The organism is Bryocella elongata, from assembly GCF_900108185.1.
In the GTDB taxonomy this organism is placed as follows: Bacteria; Acidobacteriota; Terriglobia; order Terriglobales; family Acidobacteriaceae; genus Granulicella; species Granulicella elongata.
Genome location: NZ_FNVA01000002.1, coordinates 116,955 through 141,100, shown reverse-complemented (window position 1 = coordinate 141,100; position 24,146 = coordinate 116,955). Strand labels below are relative to the sequence as shown.

Genomic DNA, 24,146 nt, shown 5'->3' with positions numbered 1-24,146 from the left:
CGCTATGAGCCTTCGATCTTCACTGCGTTCCTTGTCGCCCTTTGCGCTCGCGCTTGCCGCGATGCTCCCGCACTGCACCGCCGCGCAGGCTCCTGCCGAGGCTCACCGCTTCGCAGGTGCGGGAGATCATTTCGAGCTCGACGGCAAGCCGCTGCTGGTGCTCTCCGGGGAGATCCACTACGCTCGTGTCCCGCGCGAGTACTGGCGTCAGCGCATCCGCATGGCGCGAGCCATGGGCCTAAACACCATTGCGACGTACGTCTTCTGGAACGTGCATGAGCCGAAGCCCGGCGTGTATGACTTCAGCGGCAACAACGATCTGGTCGCCTTCATCAAGACGGTTCAGGAGGAGCACATGCACGTGCTGCTGCGGGCCGGCCCGTACTCCTGCGCGGAGTGGGAGTTTGGCGGCTTCCCGGCGTGGCTCCTGGCCGACCCAAAGATGGCGACGGCTCTGCGTACCAACGATCCAGCCTTTACGGCGCCGGTCGAGCGCTGGATGAAGCGGCTCGCGAAGGAAGTGGGACCACTGCAGGTGGGTCTCGGCGGGCCGATCCTGGCGGTGCAGATCGAGAATGAGTATGGCAACTTCTCGAACGACCCCAGCTACATGAAGCACATGCGCGATGTCTTCGTCGCTGCAGGATTTACGCATGCGCTGCTCTACACGGTGGACCCATCCAAAGCATTGGCCAAGGGTGAGATCGATGGCGTTTACTCTGGCGTGAACTTCGGCACGGGGCGCGCGGCTGAGGCACTCGATATCCTCGCGAAGCAGCGGCCGGGGCAACCGCTCTTCGCAACCGAGTACTGGCCGGGATGGTTCGATCTCTGGGGGCATCCGCACGAGACACGACCCGTGGCGCCTCAGGTTGAGGACATCGATACCATGATGCGGCGCGGGGCCTCGATGAACATCTACATGGTGCACGGAGGCACGAGCTTCGGCATGATGGCCGGCGCCAGCGAGTCCACCGGGGCGTATCGCGGCAACGTAACGAGCTACGACTACGACGCCCCCGTCGACGAAGCCGGACACGCGACGAAGAAGTTCTTCGCCTACCGCGACACTATCCTGAAATACACGCATGAGAAGCCGCTGCCGGTGCCTGAAGCGCCGCCCGTCATCGCTGTCGCTCCGTTCAGACTCACGCACTCGACGTCGCTCTGGGAGCACCTGCCGAAGCCCATTCACAGCGACCTGCCAAAGACGATGGAGCAGGTGGGCCAGTCTTATGGCTACATCCTGTATCGCAAGCAGATCGTGCTGCAGCCCGGAGCAAACGTACTCAAGCTCGATCACCTGCAGGACTTTGCACTGGTATACCTCGATGGAAAGCTGATGGGGCCGCTCGACCGTCACTTCCACGAGGACACGATCAAGCTCTTCGCGTCAGGGAAGGCGCAGCTCGATATTCTCGTCGAGAACACAGGCCGACTGAACTCCACGAAGAAGATGCGTGACGAGACCAAGGGCATCCACGATGCCTCTATCAACGATCTGCCGCTGCGCGGGTGGGAGATCCTCTCACTTCCGATGTCAACGGAACCCCTGGTTTCCGAGGGCAGCCATGTTGCCGTGTCGCTTACGCCGACCCCGCACTTCGCTAAGGGCAGCTTCACGCTGGATAAGGTCGGCGATACCTTCCTCGATGTACGTGCGCTGGGCAAAGGCGTGATCTGGATTAACGGACATCCACTGGGTCGCTTCTGGGACATTGGTCCGCAGGGTACGCTCTATGTTCCGGGACCATGGCTGAAGCAGGGTCGCAATGAGGTCACAATCTTCGAGCTGCTGAAGAATGATGCGGCTCCCGCGCTGGCGGGCCTGACCACGCCGATCCTCGATGCACCAACTCCCGGTTATGACTCGGATCCCGAACTCAATCACAAGCCCGGCGAGGAGTTCGTTCCCGCACCGTTAGAATCGCCTGCAACCTCGCCCGCCAACAAACCCGCGGCCACTTCGCCGCACACCCTCGGCTCCATCGGAGGCAAGTAGTATGCGTTCACTCCGTCTTCTTCCTGCGCTTGCCGCCATTGCGGTCTGCGCCCATGCGTCGCTTGCAACGGCACAGCACCCTGCTCCCCTGGCCGAGGCACACGGCTACAGCTATCCCGCGACAAGCCTCGCCACGCTTCACGCTGGCTTCGAACATCCTCCCGCAGACGCACGCCCCATGGTGCGCTGGTGGTGGTTCGGCCCGGCAGTCGTGAAGCCGGAGATCGCTCGCGAACTCGCGCAGATGAAAGCCGACGGCATCGGTGGCGCGGAGCTGGCGTTCGTCTATCCCGAGGTGCTGGACGACCCGGCAAAGAACCTGAGGAACCTCAGCTGGCTTTCGCCGGAGATGCTAGACGCGGTGACCTTTGCGCAAGCCGAAGGCAAGCGGCTGGGTCTGCGCATCGACGTGACACTGTGCAGCGGATGGCCGTATGGCGGACCGCACATCACGGCGGAAGAGGCGGCGCGCCGCTTGCGCCTGATGGCTGTGCCGCTGCCGGTGGGCGCGACTTCGTTGCCGCTGCCCAAGCTTGCTGCTGCCGAAGAGATCGTGGCGCGCTTCGTCGCCAAGGGCGATGCGAAGACCTGGGATCCTTCGTCCGCGAAGGCCGTCACAGGTGACGTGATCGCACCAGCTACTGCGGGCCAGGTGGCACTACTCTTCATCGACGGCCACACCGGCCAGCAGGTGAAGCGAGCCGCTGTGGACGCCGATGGCCCGGTGCTCGATCCGTTCAGCAGGAAGGCCGTTGCGAATCATTTGAAGACCGTTGGCGAACCACTCGTGAAGGCCTTTGGCGCAACGCCACCGTATGCGATCTTTTCCGATTCGCTTGAAGCCTACGGCGCGGACTGGACACCGACGCTACCCGAGGAGTTCAAGAAGCGCCGTGGCTATGACCTGATCCCGCATCTGCCGGAGCTTTGGCTGGGAGGCACTGAAGCCGCCGCAAAGGTGCGCCATGACTGGGGCATCACGCTCACTGAATTGATCAACGAGAACTACCTTACCCAGATCAACGACTGGGCGCGCGAGCATAAGACGCGCTTCCGCTCGCAGACCTACGGCGAGCCTGCAGTCTCGCTCTCAAGTGAGCGGCTCGTCGATCTTGCCGAAGGCGAAGGACCACAGTGGCGTGCGTTCTCGACACTCCGTTGGGCCACGTCCGCGAACCACCTGAACGGCCGCACCATCACCAGCGGCGAGACGTTTACCTGGCTGCACTCGCCGGTCTTCCGCGCGACGCCGCTGGACATGAAGGCTGAAGCGGACATCGACTTCCTCTCCGGAGAGAACCTGCTGATCTTCCATGGCTGGCCGTACTCGCCGCCGAAGATGGCCGACGGTACGCCCGAGGTCCCCGAGCCGGGCTGGAGTCTCTACGCGGCAGCGGTCTTCAACGATCACAACCCATGGCATCCGGTGATGCCTACGGTGACGGACTATATCTCGCGCATGAGCTGGCTGCTACGCCAGGGCAAGCCTGCGAACCAGGTTGCATTGCTGTTGCCTACAGACGATGCATGGGCCGCCTTTATGCCTGGCAAGGTGAGTGTCACGGCCGCGATGCAGCAGATGGTACCGAAGGAACTGATGAGCGCAGTGCTTTCAGCCGGCTACAACATCGACTTCATCGATGCGGAGACGATCAACCGTCAGGGACTTGGCGATCATACATTGCTCCTTCTGCCGCCGAGCGATCGCATTCCGACAGCAACGCTGAAGGCCATCGACACATTCGTGGAGCGTGGTGGGCATGCGGTCGCGATGGGCAAGCTGCCCACGCTCGATCCCGATGGCAAGCCACTTCCCGATGCAATGCACCTGACGCAGAGCATCGCGCTCACTCCGGATGCTGGCAGCGCCGCGAAGGCGCTCGTCGCCGCGATGAAGCCGGACCTCGCCATGAGCAACGTCAGCGACTACGATCGCGGCGTCATCGGCTTTATTCGCCGCTCACTGCGCGATGCCGATGTGTACTTCGTCGCGAACACCTCGAACCAGACCGTGAAGCTCACGGCCGACTTCACGACGAAGTTCGCAGGTGGGCAGGAGTGGTCAGCTGACTCAGCGATGACCGTCCGCAGCATTCCGGCACACGGCGTAGACATAGAGCTTGCTCCATACCAGTCGCGTGTCTATGTGTTCGGGAACGAGGCCGTTAAGCCGGCGACTCCTGCGAAGGACATCACCTCGCACACGCTCGCGGAGATGGATAACAACTGGACGGTGCGCTTTGCCGGCACTGGCGCAACACGGAAGGCTTCCCTGCCATCCGACTGGAACGCTGGAGACACGCAGCATTACTCCGGCGAGGTCGTGTATTCGCAGGATGTGACGCTTAATAAGCTGCCGGGCGGCAAAGTGTTCCTCGCTGTCGATGGTGGGTCACCCGAGCCAGGCGCGCCAAATGCGCCCGCAGGCCCGGAGCGCACCAAGAGCGATCTGCTTCCGGATGGCACGCCAAACCCGCTTGTGACGCGTCCCGGGCCAGGAACGCATGCATGGTACCTCGCGCCGATTCGCGAAGCTGCGCTGGTCACCATCAATGGCAAGCCGACAGGGGCACTGTGGCATCCGCCATATCGGCTCGATGTGACCTCACTGCTGAAGCCGGGCGTGAACCACATCGAGATTCACGTCTACAACACGGCATTCAATGCATGGTCCGCGCTGCCTCCACATGATTTCAAACCGCTCATCGCGAAGTATGGCGATCGTTTTCAGATGCAGGAACTCGACAAGGTAAAGCCGCTGCCTTCGGGCATCCTTGGAACCGTGAAGCTCGAAACGGAGACGCGCTGATGCTTGCGAGAAACAACATGAGCCTGAGCAACAGACAACAGGAGTACCCACGATGAAGATGAGAATCCGCCGGGCAGGAGCGTTTCTGCTAGGCACGGCGCTTGCCAGCCTAGCGTGCGGCGCACAGGAGCTACCGAAGCCGACGCCAGCCATGCAGGCCGGCATCGACAAGGACACGAGCCGCCACTTCGGCGATGCTCCGATCGATCCAGGGCCACTCGCGACCGACGTATCTCCCGCGCTCGACACTGCTGCGGTCGACCACGTCACGCGCAAGGTTGCCGATTGGGATCTGGCGCGCTCACGCCCTTACTGGGATCAGATATGGACCGAGAGCGTGATGTATGCGGGCTTCATGGCGGTCTCCGATGCGACAGGCGATCCGAAGTACCGCGATGCCATGACCTCGATGGCGGAGGGCTTTCACTATGGCTTCCGCAGCAAGCTATCGAACGCGGACGATGAGAGCATCGCGCAGACGTATCTTGAGCTTTACCTGCAGGGCGGCAAGAAGAACCAGGCGATCCTGGATTCTGTGCGGGCGAACCTGGACCAGGTGATCGACCTGCCGACGTTGAGGCCTGGTGACCCGCGCATTCCGTGGTGGTGGTGCGATGCATTGTTCATGGCGCCGCCGGTGTGGGCGCGGATGTATGCGGCGACGGGTGAGCACAAGTACATCGACTATTTGGATGCGCAGTGGGCGAAGAGCTACGAGCCGATGTGGGACAAGGACGAGCATCTCTACGCGCGCGATGCGAGCTTCGTGAACAAGCTCGGCCCGAACGGAAAGAAGATCTTCTGGTCGCGCGGCGAGGGCTGGGTGATGGGCGGCATCGCACGCACACTGCAGTATCTGCCCAAGGACGATCCACGCCGCGAGTTCTACATCCAGAACCTGAAGGACCTTGCCGCGCGCACCGCGCAGCTGCAGGATGCCGATGGCCTCTGGCACTCAAGCATGCTGGATGGGAAGGACTTCCCGGCGCCGGAGGTCTCAGGCTCTGCGCTGATCGTCTTCGGCATGGCCTATGGCATCAACGAAGGCTTCCTCGATGTGGCGACCTACAAGCCCGTGATCGAGCGTGCGTGGCGTGCGATGGTAACGCAGCACATCTATGCTGACGGCCGCCTCGGCGATATTCAACAGACCGGAGCGGAGCCCGCGTACTACCTGCCTTCCTCGAGCTTCCACTATGGCGTCGGCGGCTTCATGCTGGCTGGCGCGGAGCTGCATCGCATGGTGACTCCGCGCGTTGCGCCGGACACTGTCGCGACCACCGACCCAGGTGTGTACGCGAAGCTGCATCTGCAGACGCCGGCGAATCCGAAGCTGCGCAGCATCTTCCTGGTGGGCGATTCGACGGTGCGCAACGGCAATGGCGATGGAGCGCACAACCAGATGGGCTGGGGCGATGAGCTGGCACAGTTCTTCGACACCTCGAAGGTCAACATCGTCAATCGGGCTATCGGTGGAAGAAGCTCCCGCACGTACATCAGCGAAGGCCACTGGGCCGAGACGCTGAAGCTGGTGAAGCCGGGCGACGTAATCCTGATTCAGTTCGGGCACAACGACTCGGGCCCGCTGGATGATAAGGACCGCGCGCGTGGAAGCATCAACGGCGTGGGCGATGAAGCCAAGGAAGTCGACAATCCGGTGCGCCACGTCCACGAGACGGTCTATAGCTTCGGCCACTATATGGATCAGTATGTGAAGGAAGCGCGTGCAAAGGGAGCGATCCCGATCCTATGCACGCTGATCCCACGCAAGACCTGGAAGGACGGTCACATCGAGCGGCAGACCAGCACCTACCGTGGCTGGACGATGGCCATCGCCGAGCGCGACCGTGTGCCGCTGATCGACTTGAACGAGATTATTGCGCGCCGCTATGACGCGATGGGTGAAGCTGCCGTGGAGCCATTGTTTGGTGACCCGCATACGCATACGACTGCAGCTGGGGCGACGATGAACGCGGAGGCCGTGGTGAGCGGGCTGAAGGCGCTGAAGCATGATCCCGTGGCGAGGGATCTCTCGGACAAGGGCAACGCCGTCGTTGCGTACAAGCCATAACGCGCAGCCGACACTCAAGCAAGAGAACACGACGACGCCGCTCCCTAAGGAAGCGGCGTCGTCGTATCTGGAGACTGCAGAATCTGGCACCCCACAAACAAAACCGCGTGCGGCGTAGGAGGCGCCGCACGCGGGAGGAGAAGTGCAGTTGGTTAGAACGTGATGTGACCCGCGAGCAGGATCGAGCGTGGGCTGTTCGAAGCGCTTGCGATCTGACCGAAGGTGGACGAACCATATACCGCGTTCGGGCTCGAGAACAGTACATGGTTGAGAGTATTGAAGAAGTCCGCCTCAAAGGTGAAGGCGAAACGGCCATAGAGGGGGATCGTGCGGCGAACACCCGAGTCGATGTTCCACTGCGCCGGATTGCGAAGCCCATCCGCTCCGGTACGAGCGGCGTTGCCGATCAGGTTGAGCGCTGCGACTCCAGTCCCGGCGTTGACCGAGGTAGGAGCGATGAACGCCGTGGGATTGAAGTACTGCACGTTGCTCAGGTTCGAAGCCAGACGGCCCGAAGCTGACGTACCGAACTTACCGTTCTGCCGGGCCGTACCCGTGTAGGCCGGATTGTAGTCCGGCATGCACTGTCCCTGCAGACCTGTGGTGCAACCGCCGTAGGTGATCTGCACCGGTGTGCCGCTGGCATAGGTGGCAATCGAATTGATCTGCCATCCACTCACGAGGGCGCTGACGATGGGATTGCCGCCGCCGATGTGGCCCTTGCCAAACGGCAGGTTCCAGACTCCGAACGCATGGATCACGTTCGGAGTCGAGACGGTGGTCTCGCTGCGGTCGATGCGGTTCATCTTGTACGCCTGCGTGCTGCGGGAGACCGAGCCCGAGGGCAGAGCATAGCCTGTACGATACGGGCCGTCGTCGCCTACGTTGCGCGCCCATGTGTAGTTGAAGTTGAAGGTCAGACCGTGCGAGAGACGCTGTTGCACCGTGACCTGCAGGGAGTTGTAGCTGAAATTGCCGACGTTGCCCCAGGTATCCGAAAGTCCCGAATACTGCGGGTACGCCACGAGGCCCTGCTGGATGGTCGCGGTGGTATCGCCCGCGTTCGCCGCCGCTTGGTAGAACGCCGGGATGCTGATGCCGGACATCAGAGCCTGCGCCTTCGCCACGTTGGCGGAGTTCGCCGGAGCTGTGAGCAACGGGAGCTTGCCGGTGGAGTCCGTCGCTGCTCCCAGGCCAACGAGGTAGACCGGATTGAGCTGGTTGCTCCAGTAGCCGCGCGCGGTGCCAGTACCGGTGTTGGTGGAGTTGATGAGGTGATGGCTCTGGTTGCCAACGTAGTTGACCGCCATCGTCAGTGAGTCCGTAACGGCGTGCTCAATACCGGCGTTGTAGAACATGACATCCGGGGCGCGGGAGGAGAAGTGCGGATCCGCATAGCCCGGTGCGGTGGAGGCCGTCACGACCTTGTTTGTCGTGGGGCTGATATAGTGGCCGGCATCCAGGATCTGCGTTGCCGCTCCGGGAGTAGGAGCGGTCGGGTAGACATAGCCGGCCCCGAACATGTCGGTGTTGGCGAGGCTGCCGAGCGCGCTGCTGCTATTGAGGTAGAAGGACGGCGCTGCGTTGATGCCAGTGGTGATTTCGGTCGGGCTGGTTGCGGTGGTGTTGAAGCCGAGTTGGCCGGTGCCGTTGAAGGCGCCGCCACGTCCGCCGACACCGCCGGCCTGCGAAAAGACGCGGCCGAGGCCAGCGCGCCATACGGTCTTGGGATCGGACTGGAACGTAATGCCCACGCGTGGGCCCCAGTTGTTCCAGTAGGTCGGCACCGGCGTACGGCACTGGCAGCTCACGCCCGCGCCGCCGTAGTTACCGGCGAACTCGTTGTAGCCAGCGGTTCCGGTTGCGGGGTTGATCCCGGTGGGGTTCAGGAAGCTCCAGTGATCCTTCACCTCGCGGTAGGGCGGCAGATAATCCCAGCGGAGGCCAGCATCAATCGTCAGCTTGGAGTTCACCTTCCAGGTGTCTTCCACGTAGGGAGCGATGGGGCGATAGCGCCCGCCCTCTTCGCTGACATACTGCAGCGCGGTCGTCGTGGTGCCATAAGCTCCGAGAAGGAAGCTGGCATAGGAGTAACCCGTTGCGGTGGTCGAAAGTGAGGTGCCGACGTAATTCGCCGTCGAGTTGGCGCTCGGCGCCAGCGAAAGATCGCCGGTGAAGGTTGCGGGGTTGGCGTTGTTGATCTGCTGCCACTGGATGGAGATGCCAAAGGTCAGGCTGTGCGCGCCCTTGACCCACTGCAGGTTATCGACCAGTGCGAAGTTATTGGGCGTCGTGAGCTGCGTCGAGGTAGCGCTGGTGCGCCATGCCTGTTGTGCTGTACCGAAAGCGGTGGTCGTGTTGAAGGTCTCGAGCGGGAACGTGTATCCGCCCTGTCCACTGGGGAGGTTGGTAACGCCCAGTTTGTTGAGCCCATACTTGGTGTTCTGGGTTGCGTCCGAGATGTTCTGGAAGAATCGCACATAACCGAACTTGAACTGGTTCACCATTGTGTTTGAAATAGTGTACGCATCCTGAACGTCATAGGCCTTCGGGAAGATGGCAGCATTGTCACCGCCCACATACGGGAGCGGCAGATTTGGGGCGCCGAAGTTATTCAGGTAGTTGACCGCACCCATCGAGCCCACGGTGGAGATGCGATGCTTTGGCGTCCAGTCGAAGTCCACACGCCAGTCGATGGCGTGGTTATCGTATCCCTTGGCGAGAGGGGCGGTGTAATTGTTGACGACGTTCGAGTTGGTTGGAGTCGGCAGCCACTGCTCCATAGCCTGGGAGATGGCCGAGATGTAATTCGAAGGAATGACGTTGTAGCTTCCACCCGACACGAATGGCTGGCGTGAGCAGCTGCTTCCAGCTGGACAGCTGTTGGTCGTGGGGTCGTAAAGATATGGGGTAACGGCAACGGTCGTGCCACCGTACGTCACACTTCCCGAGGTACCCGAGGGGCCGCCAGCAGTGGCGCAGGCCGCCTGGTCGGCCGCAGCCTTTATACCGAGGCAGCCAAGCTGACGGAAGTCACCCGTGCGCATTTGCAGGGTGGGAATGGTGTACGACGCCGCGTTGTTCTGCGTGCGGTTGTGGTATTTGTCATACGCGACGAAGAAGAAGATGCGCTTGGTGCCGGGGACGTGGCCGCTGAAGGTCGCGGCAAGTTCGTTCTGATGATCGATCGGCTTGCCGGTTGCGGGCTTTACGAACTGCCATGCATCCAATGCCGTGTTGCGGAGGAAGTCCTTTACGCTCCCGTGGTACTGCAGGGTACCGGACTTCATCGTGAAGTTCTCGGCTCCGGCTCCGGCATACTCCGCCGGTGGCGTGCTGGTGACGACCTGCATCTGGTCGACGGCGTCCACGGATAGAGACTGCGACACCACCCGGTTGTCGCCCTGCTGGCTGACCGTCTCCGCGGGGAGACCATCGAGGTAAAGCTGGCCGAGGTAATTGCCCGTGCCGCCGATAAGCGGAAGACGAGCGCCCCCCTGTGCACCGGGGGCGAGAGTGCCAAAAGCAGTCGGGTCGCGCATCTGCCCGTTGAGCGTCAACGGAAGGTTTGTGTAGGTCTCATTCTGAATGGTGAGGCCAAGGGTCGCATTGGTGGTCTCGAGTGCGGGGGGCGCACCAGTGACTTCGACAGTCGTGTCCTGCGCGCCAACCTTCATCCCGATGTTCAGAGGCGTCATCACAAGCGCGTTAGCCTGGAGATTCTTTTGAACGAATGTCTCAAAGCCAGCGGCCTTCACCGTGACGGTGTAGACGCCCGGGATGATGGGCGAGACAGTGTAGAGGCCGTCGCCGTTCGTCTGGCGGGTCAGCTCAACGCCCGTGGCGTTGCTCTTGACGATGACGGTTGCGTTGGGGATAGCGGCGCCTGTGGCATCGGCTACGGTTCCCTGGATGCCCGCCTCACCACCGGTTTGGGCCTGCATCGGCTGATGGCCGAAGCACAGGCAGGTTACGGCCAGCATGATCGCGAGAAGGCGGCCGAAACCACCTCCAGACACACGACCAGCGTGGCGCTGGAAATTCAAAGTACGAAGCGTCATCGAGGATCCTCCAAAAGCGCAGCAGCAAAACTGTCTTACCGGCATAAAACCGTACGTCCGCGCTCGCACAAGTGTCAATAGGTAAATTGTTCCCAAGTGAGAGAAACTCGCAGCCGGTTTAGGGCTCCTGTCGAATCGTTCTTGCCTGTCTGGAGTTCCAGCTATCTCATTGATTTCGCTAGGATAACGGCTGCCTCAATGGCTAGTGGACGCGCACGCGAAACGGGCGACCTACAGTCAGGGGTCGCCCGTTGCATTTCGATTTTCTGTCAGACAGCCGACGAATCGGCGTGTTTTCCGTCAGCCGTAGCCGGTATGTTCGCGCGCTCTACGCGGCCTTGCCTGCGACCTGTTGCTGCGCCTCAAGGAGTGCCTTACGGCGGGCCGGCAGATAGGGCCAGATCAGTACCTGGTACGCCCCACCGCCCACGACCGCTCCCAACAGCGGAGCCAAAATCGGGATCCACCAGTAATTGTCCGGCGACGGCAATGCTGAGGCTCCCCAGCCCGCGAAGAAACAGAAGAGGCGGGGGCCGAAGTCACGTGCCGGGTTCAGTGCCCAGGCCTCGAGGTAACCCATCGATGCACCGATAAGCGCGACGAGGAAGCCAATCATCAGTGCCCCACCATTCGCTCCTGGAGCGCTCTCGTTGAACTTCTCCGTGATCGCGAAGATGCCGAAGATGAGGAAGGCCGTGAGGATGATCTCATCCACGAAGGCGTGCATGGGCGTGATGGCCAGACCGGTGTGAGTGAAGAAGACTCCCGCCGCGCCACCAACCGCGCGCGTGAGGTGGTTTGCCGCGTTGTAGTTGTCGATGACCGGAGAGAAGAGGAGATAGACCAGCGCCGCGCCGGCAAAACCTCCGACGACCTGCGCCGCCCAGTATGGGACGACGTTGCGCCAGGAGAACTTGCGATAGATAGCAAGCGCCAGCGTGACGGCAGGGTTCGCGTGGCAGCCGCTCACCGAGGCCGTGGTGTAAATTGCCATGGTGACGGCAAGGCCCCAGGCGATGCACACGCCCCAATACGCCTGCTGGTACGGGCTCGGGGTGTAGAGCGTGTACATCGCCGCGACGGAATCTCCGAAAGCGATAATCATGAACATCGCTGTGGCTTCCGAGATCAGTTGTCCAAGGAACTCTCGCTTCATTGTCTTTCTCCTGGCCAGACGCAGCGGGTGGTCGAGGCGTGGCGTCAGCGCTTGCTGACGCGCAACTCCTCCGGCACCATCTCCGAGCTCAGCAGTTTGGCCGACTCCGTTAAGTAATAGGTAGGAATTTCGGGGTACTTCTCCTGCACCAGCAGGAGAGTGCGGAAGTCGAAGCTCTGTACGTCGGCACGCTCCTGCATGTGGTACTCGCGGATAAAGCCGCACAGCGTATCGACGAACGTCACGAGATCGACGGTGTGGTTCTCTTCAAACGCGCTGGCAGGAACCTTGCCGGACGCCTTCAACTCGGCGAGGGTATGCCCCGTCATCTGCGCCATCATCGATGCTTCGCTGATGCCGGGAGGCACGATCTTGGTCTCCAGGTTGAAGTGCACGTGCTTCGCCGTGTACGCGCGCTGCTTCGCTTCAGGAAGATGGCTGCCCTCTCCGCTCTCGTAGTACTTCTCATAGAAATTGACGAAGCGGAAGAGCTGCGCGGCACTGGTCGGAGCATAGGGACTGATCATGCCCTCGTGCTTTGCAAAGGCCACGGCAACCGGCGAGAGAGCGAGGTCGTTCTTCTGATCCGGGCCGAAGTGCAGCTTGTCGCAGATGAAGGTCTTCTGCGCATCCGCCATGGAGATGTCCCTGGTGTAGACGCGGTTCTCCAGCGTATACGGCGTGCCATCCGCGTGGCGGCAGGACTGCGGATTGAGGAACTGATCATGCCAGATGAGCGATTGATGATCTGTCGTCACGCCCGTGTCGGTCTCGATGGTGTGGATGCCGTTGTCGAGGCCTCCTTCAAAGGCGGGCAGCGTGTTCTCCGGCCGGATGCCGCGTCCGCCACGGTGGCCTTCAGCGTCGAGCTGATCGAGATAGGCGAGCTGAGCTGCATCGCCCTTCGCGGCTTCGCGTGCTTCGAGGATGACCTTGTGCAGAATGTCGGGACGGTCGGAGATGATGCCGTCCACCTTGAGCGCGAGCAGCTGCTTCATCTGCTCGGGGTCGTTGGTAGTCCATGGCACAACCTTGAAGCCAGCCTTCTGAAGATCGGCGACGTGCACCTCAGGGTCAGGTCCAAGCAATGTGCTGAAGAGCGGAGAGAGAGCCGGCGGATACTTCGTGTGATGCTTCTTCGCATGCGCGGAAGCCTTCTGCATCAGCTCCATGTAAGGGTCTGACGATGACGTGTCGCTGCCCTGCGCTACCAGCAGAGGGGCGCAGAAGGTAGCGGCAAACAAAGTGAGCAGGAGGAGCGACATAGGGCAGCGACCTTTATAGCCCACAGGCTCAGTGTGTGGCACAGAGATATTGAAAGACACAGCGCGATCCTTTCGTCTGACGAGCACAGTACGGCTCGAGTTTGGGCTTGGGGATGACTCGTTGTGCGGGGATTGGCTTGGAATCAGGCCTCTCGGTAGACATAACCCTGAGCGTTGGCGAGGAAGGCATCGAGATCCGCCTGTTGCTGCTCGGGAGTGCGTCCGAGTTCGGCGGCCAGCAACGCGCTCACCTTCGGCGCCGCCTCCATCGCTGCACGTGCGTTCAGCAGCAGGGCATGTGTGCGGCGGGCGAGGAAATCCTCGCTGGTGCGGGCGAGTTCATGCCGCGTGGCCCAGACGACCTCTCGCGCGCGATACGGCAGCGCAGGATGCAGGAGTTCGTTCAGCTCGGGGCGGTCGTCAGAGAGAGCGATCAACGATGGGAGATCAGAGCCATAGACCTGCTCCCACTTCGAAGCCTCAGCGAGCGGCACGTCGAGCGCTGCGTGCAGCTTCATCGTCGCGGTGCGTGAAGGCTGCTTCGCCAGGCCAGCGGCTTCAGCAGCCTTGTTGATCGTGTCCTCGCCCATGCGGCGATAGGTGGTCCACTTGCCGCCGGTGATCGTCACGAGCCCTGATGGCGACAGGATCACCTTGTGGTCGCGTGAGAGCTGCGAGGTTTTGCCGCTGCCGTGCCGCACCAGCGGACGCTGTCCGCTCCATACGCTCTGAATCTCGCTCGCCTGCGGTGTGCGCCCCATGTACTTCGCAATGTGCTCGAGCAGGAAGTTGCGCTCGACCGGGAGCGCCCGGGGCTCATCCGCACCATGCTCGACAGGCTCGTCCGTGGTTCCCACCAGTGTCGCGCCCTGCCATGGGATCGCGAAGAGGACGCGGCCGTCGCTGGTCTTGGGGATCATCATCGCAGTGTTGCCGGGCAGGTAATCCTTGGGCAACACGAAGTGTGTTCCCTGGCTCACACTGAGCAGAGCCTGATTCGGATGCCCATCCATAGCCAGCACCGTCCCCACGTTGACGCCAGTCGCATTGATGACGACGCGAGCGTGCAGCTCAAGCTCGGCCCCGCTCTCGCGCTCTCGCGCATGCGCTCCGCGAATCTGCCCTTTGTCTTCGATGAGGCTCGTGACTTCGCAGTAGTTCAGCGCAATGCCGCCGAGATCTTCGAGGGTGCGCATCAACGTCACCGCGTAGCGCGAATCGTCAAACTGGCCATCGTGATAGAGGATACCGCCGCGAAGATCGTGGCGAGCCGCGCCAGGCAGCAGCTTGCTGGCCTCATCGCGAGAGAGCAGGTGCGAGGTACCCAGTGAGAGCTTGCCGGACATCCACTCGTACACCTTGAGGCCGAATCCGTAGTATGGCAGCGCCGTCCAGTCATAGGCAGGCACGACGAAGCTGAGATCGTGCACGAGGTGCGGAGCGTTGCGTAGCATGCGGCCACGCTCCTGCAGAGCATCCAGCACCAGCGTCAGGTTCATCTGCTCGAGGTAACGCACACCACCGTGCGCGAGCTTCGTACTCCGGCTGGAGGTTCCCTTGGCAAAGTCGGTGCGCTCCACGAGAGCAGTGCGATAGCCACGCGAGGCTGCTTCCACGGCACAACCCAATCCACTCGCACCACCACCGATCACAAGGACATCCCAGGTGAAGGAAGCATCGCCAAGTTCGCGCAGCCTGTCTTCTCTTGTCGTCACGCCTGCTCCCACTCGCGGGCCCGATCCAGTGCGCGATGCCACGTGGCCCGCACACGCTTGCGTTGCTCCGCATCGATCTCCGGCTTGAAGATGCGATCCACCTGCCATTGCTCCGCGATGGCCTCGGTGTTCGCCCAGTATCCCACGGCGAGTCCTGCAAGATAGGCTGCGCCCAGCGCCGTGGCTTCCGCATTCTTCGGCCGTACCACTTCGATGCCAAGGACATCGGATTGGATCTGCATCAACAGATTGTTCGCAGCGGCGCCGCCATCCACGCGAAGCTGCATCAGTGGCATACCTGCGTCGGCTTCCATCGCTTCCAGTACATCTGCGGCCTGCAGCACGATTCCTTCCAGCGCAGCGCGCGCGATGTGCGCTCTGCCCGTACCCCGCGTGAGACCGACGATGGTGCCGCGAGCGTACTGATCCCAATGCGGCGCGCCGAGACCGGCAAAGGCAGGCACAATCACCACGCCGTCAGACGTAGGCACCGACGCCGCGAGCTCTTCGATCTCTGACGACTTCCGGATCAGGTGAAGCTCGTCTCGAAGCCACTGCACGACCGCGCCCGCCATCAACATGCTGCCCTCAAGGGCATATTCGGTGCGTCCGTCAATCTGCCAGGCGATGGTCGTGAGCAGGCGGCTCTTCGAGGTCACAGGCTTCTCGCCGGTGTTCATCAGCATGAAGGCGCCGGTGCCATAGGTGCACTTCGCCATGCCGGCCCTGGTGCACATCTGCCCGAAGAGCGCAGCCTGCTGATCGCCCGCGATGCCTGCGATGGCGATGCCATCGAGCAGCCCACGAGTACGGCCGCATTCTCCGCTCGAAGAGACGACCTTCGGGAGCAGCGAGGCGGGCACGTTGAAGAGCTCCAGCAGCTCGGTATCCCATTCCAGCGTATGGATGTTGAAGAGCATGGTGCGCGAGGCGTTCGTGACATCCGTGATGTGCGTCTCGCCCTGCGTCAGTTTCCACACCAGCCAGCTGTCGACGGTACCGAAGGCGAGCTTGCCAGCCTCAGCCCGGGCGCGCGCGCCTTCCACATGGTCGAGCATCCACACCAGCTTGCTGGCCGAGAAGTATGCATCGGGCAGCAGGCCAGTCTTCTCCTGGATCTTGGGTGCGAGGCCACGCTCGCGCAGCGCATCGCACCATGAAGCGGTGCGGCGGTCTTGCCAGACGATCGCGTTGCAGACCGGCTCGCCGGTTTCGCGATCCCAGAGCACCGTGGTTTCGCGCTGATTCGTGATGCCGATGGCGGCAATGTGGTGGGCTTCGAGATCAGCCGCGGCGAGGGCCTCCGTCAATACGCCACTCTGCGACGACCAGATATCCATTGGGCAGTGCTCTACCCAGCCGGGCTGGGGAAAGTGCTGCTCGAAGGGGCGTTGCGCCAGGGCGACTACGTTGCCCGCTGCGTCGATCACCATGGCTCGAGAACTGGTCGTTCCCTGGTCGAGTGCGAGGATGTATTGCTTGTCTGCCATCGTTGCTGTCCTGTTCCCGACGCGCAAACTGCTGCTTGCGCGCGCTGCAAGAGCGTACCTCGTTCGCATGCAGACGGCCAACTGCAGGGAAAGAAAAACGCGGCCCGGGCTGTTGGCAAGCCCGGGCCGCGCGGTTGAGGGTGTTAGTAGAGGATCTTCAGGCCGAACTGGATGACGCGCGGAGTGAAGGTGCTGGTGATCTGCCCGCCACTGGTGGGCACGCCGCCCGTGATGGCGCCGACCGGCACACTGCCGCCAGTGCCGACTGCGGCCGACGTCGTTCCCTGGGTTCCGCCGATGGTGCTGGGCAGATACAGGTTGGTGTGGTTGAAGAGGTTATAGAACTCCGTGCGGAACTCCACCTTGAGCCCCGGTACCGGCGTAACGAACTTCTTGTTGACGGCGAAGTCGCTCTGGTAGAGGGCGGGCGTGCGACCTGGATTGCGGCTGGCCGTTCCGAAGGGGCTCAGTACAGCGCCGTTCACGTCCTTGATGGGCTGCAGACGGAAGGCGTTGTAGTTGACGTAGTTCACATAGCCCGTGCCAGACGAGATGCTGCTGCGACCCTGCGTTACGGCGACTCCGGCAACACGGTCGGGACGATACTCGTTCGCCCCGCGGTAGGTTGCGGAGATCTGCTGCGAGACCTGTTGCGCGGAGTTGGGTGTGAAGGTGAGGTTGAACGGCGTTCCGCCCTGGGCGGTGTTGATCAGGCTGAGCTGCCAGCCACCGATCAATGCATCCATCGCGCCGCTGGTATTCGTAGCGAACGTCTTGCCGCGGCCAAAGGGAAGTTCGTAGACGAGGCTGGTGATGTTGGAAACGGGCAGGTTGTAGTCCGACTGGGAGTAGTCCGCGCGAATATTGTTGCCATCCTGCGGCGAAGGCGTGTTGCCTTCGAGCGAAGCGCTGGCGTTATCAAGCGAGTGCTGCCAGTTGAAGGAGTTCAGCAGCGTGAGACCGCCGGCGAAGCGCTGCTCATACTTAACCTGCAGCGAGTTGTAGTTGGAGTAGAACTCGTTCAGCGCCTCGGTGATGTCCGAAGGCCAGTTGCCGAAGGGACGCGCGAAGCCGTTGGACGGGTTCTTCTGGTTGCCGTTGAGGAAGCCCTGCAGCTTCAGGCCGTGATTTCCTACGTAGGCGATATCCAGCACAGAGTTCTTGATCAGCGTGCGCTGTACGCTGAGGAAGTAGCTCTCCACGTAGCTGTCGCGGGTGTTCTTCGGGACCCACGTGATGTTGTCCGTCGCGGAGTTGAAGCTGGTCACGAGGCCGCTGGGATAGCCCTGGTCGGCTGTGGCGTAGCAGGAGGGTGTCGTCGTTCCCACGGCGATAATCTGCGCCGGAAGCGGTGTGGAGCACTTGTTGCTCGTGGTGGGAGCAATCTGCGTAACTGCGGCAAACTGCGCCTGCGGAGCGTTGATGTTCAGAATGTCGCCCGAACCGGCGCGCGTGTAATGCACGTAGCTGATTCCGAAGCCGCCGCGGATGTCCGTCTTGGGATCCACCGCGTACGAGAAGCCTATGCGCGGAGCAAAGTCGTTGAGGTCGGGGTTCACCAGCGTGCGGCCATAGACGCCACCGGCGGAGATCGGAGTGATGCCACTGCCGGAGACCGCGCCGGGCGTGGTCGTCAGGACGGTCTGCGAGACGGGATCGAAGTTCGAGACGGCATTGTGCAGATCGCCATAGGGCGAGCCATACTCCCAGCGCAGGCCGAGATTGATGGTCAGGTTCGGCAGTGCCTTCCAGTCATCCTGCGCGTAGACGCTTTGGATCGTCTGCGTGAGGTGTGCGACGTAGTAGTTGGCCAGCGAGTAGGAGCTGGTCGTGCCAAAGAGGAAGTCGGCCCAGTAGTCGTCGGAGACCGTAACACCCTTGTTTGCGACGCCGTTGATGTCATTGCCGCACGTCGTGGGAGAGTAGGTTGCCGTGCAGACGCTATAGCCGCCACCGTAGGTGTAGGAACCATAGAGCGGGTTGTTGTCGTTCACCGCCATCCAGAGATGCTCGAACTCATAACCGAACTTCATGGAGTGCTTGCCCTTGACCCAGGAGAAGTTCACCTTGGGGTCGAGGAAGGCGGGGTTCTGCCACTGCGGATTCGTGCTCTGGCGACCGAAGGCGGTGAAGCCGGTGATCCCGACGGAGGGCAGGCCGCCAGCCACCACCGGGTTGCTCGGCAGGCCGGGGATGGAGAACACGTTGTCGCCGATGGAGAGCGTGTACTTGCCAGCCTTGGTGCGGTTCAGGCCGATGCGGGCATCGAGCACCTTGTTGTCGCCAATCTGCTTGATGGCGCCGAGAGCAATCTGCTGATCGAGGATGCGGATCTTGCCGTTGGTCTGGCCGTCAAGCGGCAGCGGGATGGCAGGATAGTTGACGCCGTTCTCCTTGCGATCGCTGATGCGCAGGAAGGTGCTGAGCTTGGGGTTCACCTGGTAGTCGAGGCGGAGATCGCCTTTGTCGGCATTGTCGGTAAACGGCACCTGGACTGCGTAGTCGTTGGAGGCAAGACCGGTGGGCCCGGAGGTTCCCTCGGTGATAAGACCCACCGTGGGCAGAGCGTTGACGATGCTCGAATAGTAGCCAAGGATCTGGGCCGAAAGCGGATTGATCGCCGACGTCGGGATCGCTGTCCCGGCGGCATAAGCAACACCGGTAGTCGCGTTCTTCACGGGTACCGCAAGGATGCCCTTGAGCTCGTCCTGTGTAGGCAGCGTGAGCACGCTGAGCGGCTTGAGCACCTGGCGGAAGCCTTCGTAGTCGACGAAGAAGAAGAGCTTGTTGGGGATGATGGGGCCGCCGAGGTTGAAGCCGAACTGATTGCGGTTGAACGTGGGCTTCTTGAATGCCGTGGTGATGCCGGTGCCACCGACCTGCGTCGGCTTGAAGAATCCGGCAGCGTTGAGATCCGTGTTGCGGATGAACTCATACACGGTGCCGTGGAACTTGTTCGTACCGCTCTGCGAAGCCACGTTGATGGTCGCACCCGAGCTGCGACCGTACTCAGCGCTCTCGTTGTTCGTCACGACCTGGAACTGGGCGACGGAGTCAGGTGGAACAGCGATGATCTGGTTGTCAAAGCCCTGGTTCGACTCGCCGTACGCGTTGTTGTCGATACCGTCGAGGATGAAGTTGTTGAACATCGATCGCTGGCCGTTGATGTTGTAGGCACCGGCGCGGACGAGCGAGTTGATGGAGCTTGTGGTCGCGGCGGTCGGCGCCTGGCGCGAACCCGGGATGAGCGCGAGGAGGTCAGAGTAGTTGCGGCTTACCAGAGGGAAGGCTTCGCTCTGGTAACCGGTGATGACCTGGCCGCGTTCGCTGGTCTCGGTCTCGAGCTGCAATGCAACGTCGGAGACTTCGACCGTGGTTGTGTCACCACCAACCTTCAGCGTGAGATCGATGCGCTGACGTCCGCCGACCGAGACGGCGATGTTCTGCGCGACCGCCTCGGAGAAGCCCTGCGCCGTGGCGCTGATGCGGTACGTACCCACGTGCAGCGTGGGCACCTCGTAGTCACCGGAGCCATTGGTCTTCGTCTGCGTGGAGATACCGGTCGCAGCATCGGTGACCGTCACCGAAGCGTTCGCGATGGGAGCCCCGCTGGGGTCCTTGATGGTGCCGAGCAGGCTGCCGTTGTCGTACTGCGCACGCGCGAGCGGCGTGAAGGCGAGGATCGCGAAGCATGCCGCGAACGTCAGCAGGAATGCTACGAGCCGCTGCGGGCTGCGCCGCGTCCCGTTGTGTAAATTTTGTTGCATGGCGAATGTGCCTCCGAAGTCATTGGGAATGCTGTGATGACGTCCGCTGTCATTGGTCCAGCACAGCGGATCGGTTTCGTCTGCCGGGCGTTGCATCCACGCAGCTAAGGGCTTTCGCCGCAGGACGTGATTCAGTTGTGACCCAACAGGTAGTGATCTCACTATGACGAGAGATTGTTGCGTTTCCATCAACATGCATCCACAAGGGGAGGCAATCCCATGTGCAACGCGAGCCCAGATTCATCGAGCGTTAACGAAAAGGCTCGCCTAAGACGCCCAGAAGTGCCCGCAGTGTGGTTGCTCACCACGCTGTGGTATCAAGGGCTTGTCGTTGGACGCCGAGGATTTGAATCTCTTTCGCGCTGGTCCGGGCGCGACTTGGAACTACGCGGGGATCGCGAGCAGCGGAGTGACATACGCCGGGGCCGAGTGGCGGGGGGTTGTCGCGACGATGGCCTCAATCTCCGCAACCGTCCCCAGACCTCCACGCGCGCCGGTAAACATGCAGTTGCGGGCAGCCGCGGCACACGAGTACTCCATGATACGGTCGAGGCTCCAGCCCTGCAGCAGACCGAAGATAAAGCCCGCATGGAAGGTGTCGCCCGCGCCCGTCGTGTCCACCACCGGCACATTGAACGCCGCGCTGTAATGGAACTGCTTGCCATCGAACGCCAGCACCCCACCGGGGCCCAGCGTCGTTGCAGAGAGGATGTTGCCGAAGCGCTCATGCATTGCAAGCAGCGCCTTGGCGTAGTCGGTTTCGCCCATCAGCGCGCAGGGAAAGTCGCGGCTCACGATGAGATAGTCGATCTTCTCGAGCAGAGCCTCGACGCCGGGATAGGGCTCATCGATATCCGAGATGACGGGAACGCCGGCTTCGCGCGCCCATGTCGCAGCCAGCGTGGCGGCAGCCGTGTCGTAGCCGTCCACATGCAGCGCACGCGCGTTCACGATCCATTCGCGCCGGATCTCTTCCGGCCGCAGGGTCAGGCGGGGGTCGCGCCGGCCCAGCACCGTGCGCTCACCGTCGTGGTCCACGAGGATGAGAGACTTGTGGCTGGCGGCGCCGGCGACGTTGACGATCTGCGCCTCAACGCCCGCACGCTCAAACTCACGCGCATGCAGACGGGCCGCATCATCATCGCCAAGCTTGCCGACGTAGCGTGCGGAGAGTCCCCAGTGCGCGCAGGCTACCACCGTGGAGGCCACCTGCCCGCCGGGCATGACGGTCTCATCGCGGTAGCCGATCTTGGAGCCGCGCTCCGGGTAATGATCGACAGCAATCACCGTATCCGTGGCATTCAAACCAACCCCGACAAGATCCACGGACCGCACAGACAAAGACATATTCAGATATTGTAAAGGGCCATTCACAAACGAGGGGCCTTGTGGCCGTTCTCCGCCCGCCGGACCTGCCTTATCTCTGGATTGCGCCTAGATCAGGAACCGCTCGTGGGCCTCGCGGGTCAACTCCGCGCGGAACTGTGGCGCGGCGAGGCCGATCAGCGCCATCGCGCGCTCTGTCGACGACATTCCCTTGAGGTTCGCGAAGCCGTTCTCCGTGACGACATAGTGCACGTCGGTTCGTGGCGTGGTTACCGGCCCGGAGAGCCGCGGCACAATCTTGCTGATCGTGCCACTCTTGCAGGAAGACTGAAAGGCGAGGATCGACTTGCCTCCTCGTGAGGCGTACGCCCCGCGCACAAAGTCAAGCTGGCCACCCGTGGCGGTGAACTGGTGCCCGTTGACGTGCTCGGAGTTGCAGGCGCCGGTCAGATCCATCTCGATGGTCGAGTTCACGCTGACGACGTTATCGTTCTGCGCGATCACTGCGGGATCGTTCACGTAGTCCACAGGATGGCTTTCGAGCCCGATGTTCTCGTTCAGAAAGTCGTACATCTCGCGGTCGCCGAGAGCGAAGGTGAAGACGCTCTTGCCGGTGTTGAGTGCCTTGTAGCGATTGCTCACCGCTCCACTGCGGATAAGCTTCGCAATCCCCGGCGTCAGGACCTCGGTGTGCACGCCCAGGTGTTTGCGCTCGCGCAGAGCATCACAAACGGCATTCGGAAGGCCACCCACACCGAACTGCAGGCAGGCGTGATCCGGTACGAGGCCGGCGATGTGCTTCGCGATGACCAGTTCCTCGGGGACCACCGTGCGCGGCTTGTGCTCAAGCAACGGAACGTGGTTCTCGACGATCGCGTGCACCTCCGAGACGTGCAGCTGCGAGCGTCCAAAGACCCGCGGCATCGCTGGGTTCACCTCGACCAGCAGACGCTTGACGTGCCGGGCGACGGTGGAGCTGTAGTCATTGTTGGTGCCGAAGGTGAAGTAACCGTCCTTGTCCATCGGCGACACGGTGATGAGCAGCGTATCGACGTTGACTTCATCGGTGAGAAAGCGTGTGGCCTGGCTGAAGGAGTTGGGCACGTAGAACACGACCTTGCGGCCACCGTCAGCGAGACCACGTTTCTCCAGCTCGCGCTCGCCAGCCTGCCAGAACATGCAGTGCGGCAGGATGCGGCCCATCAGCTCATAGCGCAGGATGGACTCACGCATGTGGTGCTCGGAGTGATAGTAGTAGACGCGCACCTGATCGATCTCGCCTGCCTCGGCACGCCGCGCCAGCGCATGCATGAGCGCGGGCGGCTGGGAGATCGCCTGGCCGACCACGATCCTGTTCCCACTTTCAATCCCGCGCACCGCGGCGTCCGCATCCATCAGCTTCGCGCTGTATTCCTGGTCCCAGCTCATCGATTTCTCCTTCGGGTGCGCAGCCGCGCTGCACAGCAACGTTGCTAGCAGACCGTCAGCACGGGGCATTTCGCTTCTGCAAGCACCTGCGGTGTAACGCCACGTTCGAGGTGACGCAACGCGAAGGTCGAGCGGCGAGCGCCCAGCACGATCAGGTCGGCACCAACGCGCTCCGCGAGCTCGAGGATCGCCTCGACGGGCTCGCCATGTGCGACCACCGTGTGCGGTGTGCACCATTCCGCCGAACAGTCGGGAACGAGTCGCTTGAGCTCGGCGCGGAAGCTCGCCTCCTGCTCGAGCGTCAGCTCTTCATCAGAGCCTGCAACGTAGCTGTAGTAGATCTCCGCCGCACTGTCCTCCGCAAAGGAGAGTGCAAACGCCGCTGCACGCGCAGCCTGAGGCGAAAAGTCGGTCGCATAGACAATGCGATGAAAGGCAAGCGGGCCGCAGGCCGGCGGCTCGCACTGCGGGCCCACCGTGAGCACAGGATGGCAGGTCTCGCGCAGTACCGCCTCGGCGGTCGAGCCGAGCAGGAGGCGATCGATGCCCGTCCTGCAGCTCGTCCCCAGCACGATGAGGTCGGCGTGCCGCTCTTCGATCAGGGAGAGGAGTTTCTTCGCCGCGGGATGGCCTTCCGCATGAATCGCGTGCGCATCCAGCCCGAGCGACAGCATCTTGCGCTCGATGATCTGTAGTCGCTCCTGCCGCATCTCGATGCGCGTGCCGTCGAGCGGCGCCAGCTTGCCATCCTCGTAGGTACGGTTCTGGGCGGGATCATAGATATGAACCGCATCGATGGCTGAACCGAAGCGCAGGCCCAGGGCCATTGCGTAAGCCCCTGCCACGCGCGAGGCGTCAGAGAAGTCGGTTGCCATCAGGATGTGTTCCACGTTCAGCGTTGGACGAGTTCCAATGACGGGCATGATTGTTCTCCATGGGCGGAGCCGTGCGACCGGCAACGCCCTCGAATCAACTTCATTCCAACGCTTCCCGCGTCCCGGCACGGTGATAGAGGTCACGCCTCGGGCTGGAGCAGAATCACACAGTTCAAACCGG

The 24,146-nt window shown here is 62.0% G+C and carries 12 protein-coding genes; 3 read left to right on the top strand and 9 right to left on the bottom strand.

Going from position 1 to position 24,146, the window contains the following annotated elements:
* Nucleotides 1-4: 4 nt before the first annotated feature.
* The 3 genes from C4S68_RS06790 to C4S68_RS23585 are packed head-to-tail and all read left to right on the top strand — an operon-like array spanning nucleotide 5 to nucleotide 6,882.
* Nucleotides 5-2,002: a glycoside hydrolase family 35 protein gene (locus C4S68_RS06790; protein WP_103932312.1), complete on the top strand. Its 1,998-nt coding sequence runs from the start codon at nucleotides 5-7 to the stop codon at nucleotides 2,000-2,002.
* A gap of 1 nt (nucleotide 2,003) precedes the next feature.
* Nucleotides 2,004-4,811, top strand: a complete 2,808-nt coding sequence (locus tag C4S68_RS06785; protein WP_103932311.1) for a glycosyl hydrolase — start codon at nucleotides 2,004-2,006, stop codon at nucleotides 4,809-4,811.
* A 52-nt stretch (nucleotides 4,812-4,863) separates the two neighbouring features.
* Nucleotides 4,864-6,882: a glycoside hydrolase family 88 protein gene (locus tag C4S68_RS23585; protein WP_235011430.1), complete on the top strand. Its 2,019-nt coding sequence runs from the start codon at nucleotides 4,864-4,866 to the stop codon at nucleotides 6,880-6,882.
* 152 nt (nucleotides 6,883-7,034) lie between these two features.
* Here the strand turns inward: C4S68_RS23585 and C4S68_RS06775 are convergent, their stop codons facing one another.
* The 9 genes from C4S68_RS06775 to C4S68_RS06735 all read right to left on the bottom strand — a co-directional run bounded on the left by C4S68_RS06775 (nucleotide 7,035) and on the right by C4S68_RS06735 (nucleotide 24,013).
* The gene (locus C4S68_RS06775) at nucleotides 7,035-10,943 is read right to left on the bottom strand and encodes a carboxypeptidase-like regulatory domain-containing protein (protein ID WP_103932310.1); all 3,909 of its coding nucleotides are present in this window, start codon (nucleotides 10,941-10,943) and stop codon (nucleotides 7,035-7,037) included.
* A 328-nt stretch (nucleotides 10,944-11,271) separates the two neighbouring features.
* Nucleotides 11,272-12,099, bottom strand: a complete 828-nt coding sequence (locus C4S68_RS06770) for an MIP/aquaporin family protein (protein WP_103932309.1) — start codon at nucleotides 12,097-12,099, stop codon at nucleotides 11,272-11,274.
* A gap of 44 nt (nucleotides 12,100-12,143) precedes the next feature.
* Nucleotides 12,144-13,364 (bottom strand): glycerophosphodiester phosphodiesterase family protein, encoded by a 1,221-nt coding sequence (locus C4S68_RS06765; protein ID WP_103932308.1) that lies wholly within the window; start codon nucleotides 13,362-13,364, stop codon nucleotides 12,144-12,146.
* Between the two features lie 143 nt (nucleotides 13,365-13,507).
* A complete protein-coding gene (locus C4S68_RS06760) occupies nucleotides 13,508-15,079 on the bottom strand; it encodes a glycerol-3-phosphate dehydrogenase/oxidase (RefSeq protein WP_235011429.1) in 1,572 nt (523 codons plus the stop codon).
* Complete coding sequence (gene glpK, locus C4S68_RS06755) at nucleotides 15,076-16,569, bottom strand: glycerol kinase GlpK (RefSeq protein ID WP_103932306.1); 1,494 nt, start codon at nucleotides 16,567-16,569, stop codon at nucleotides 15,076-15,078. The genes C4S68_RS06760 and glpK overlap by 4 nt, the downstream gene beginning before the upstream one ends.
* A gap of 143 nt (nucleotides 16,570-16,712) precedes the next feature.
* Complete coding sequence (locus C4S68_RS06750; RefSeq protein ID WP_103932752.1) at nucleotides 16,713-20,336, bottom strand: TonB-dependent receptor; 3,624 nt, start codon at nucleotides 20,334-20,336, stop codon at nucleotides 16,713-16,715.
* Between the two features lie 384 nt (nucleotides 20,337-20,720).
* Complete coding sequence (locus C4S68_RS06745; RefSeq protein WP_407641099.1) at nucleotides 20,721-21,671, bottom strand: carbohydrate kinase family protein; 951 nt, start codon at nucleotides 21,669-21,671, stop codon at nucleotides 20,721-20,723.
* Between the two features lie 99 nt (nucleotides 21,672-21,770).
* Entirely contained in the window at nucleotides 21,771-23,090 is a 1,320-nt protein-coding gene (locus C4S68_RS06740; protein ID WP_103932304.1) for an acetyl-CoA hydrolase/transferase family protein, read from the bottom strand.
* 44 nt (nucleotides 23,091-23,134) lie between these two features.
* The gene (locus C4S68_RS06735) at nucleotides 23,135-24,013 is read right to left on the bottom strand and encodes a universal stress protein (RefSeq protein ID WP_103932303.1); all 879 of its coding nucleotides are present in this window, start codon (nucleotides 24,011-24,013) and stop codon (nucleotides 23,135-23,137) included.
* Between the last annotated feature and the right edge of the window lie 133 nt (nucleotides 24,014-24,146).

Bases quoted from the DNA above. Each gene is read 5' to 3' on its own strand.
- C4S68_RS06790 (WP_103932312.1), top strand. From the start codon at position 5: ATGAGCCTTCGATCTTCACTGCGTTCCTTGTCGCCCTTTGCGCTCGCG.
- C4S68_RS06785 (WP_103932311.1), top strand. From the start codon at position 2,004: ATGCGTTCACTCCGTCTTCTTCCTGCGCTTGCCGCCATTGCGGTCTGC.
- C4S68_RS23585 (WP_235011430.1), top strand. From the start codon at position 4,864: ATGAAGATGAGAATCCGCCGGGCAGGAGCGTTTCTGCTAGGCACGGCG.
- C4S68_RS06775 (WP_103932310.1), bottom strand. From the start codon at position 10,943: ATGACGCTTCGTACTTTGAATTTCCAGCGCCACGCTGGTCGTGTGTCT.
- C4S68_RS06770 (WP_103932309.1), bottom strand. From the start codon at position 12,099: ATGAAGCGAGAGTTCCTTGGACAACTGATCTCGGAAGCCACAGCGATG.
- C4S68_RS06765 (WP_103932308.1), bottom strand. From the start codon at position 13,364: ATGTCGCTCCTCCTGCTCACTTTGTTTGCCGCTACCTTCTGCGCCCCT.
- glpK (WP_103932306.1), bottom strand. From the start codon at position 16,569: ATGGCAGACAAGCAATACATCCTCGCACTCGACCAGGGAACGACCAGT.
- C4S68_RS06750 (WP_103932752.1), bottom strand. From the start codon at position 20,336: ATGCAACAAAATTTACACAACGGGACGCGGCGCAGCCCGCAGCGGCTC.
- C4S68_RS06740 (WP_103932304.1), bottom strand. From the start codon at position 23,090: ATGAGCTGGGACCAGGAATACAGCGCGAAGCTGATGGATGCGGACGCC.
- C4S68_RS06735 (WP_103932303.1), bottom strand. From the start codon at position 24,013: ATGCCCGTCATTGGAACTCGTCCAACGCTGAACGTGGAACACATCCTG.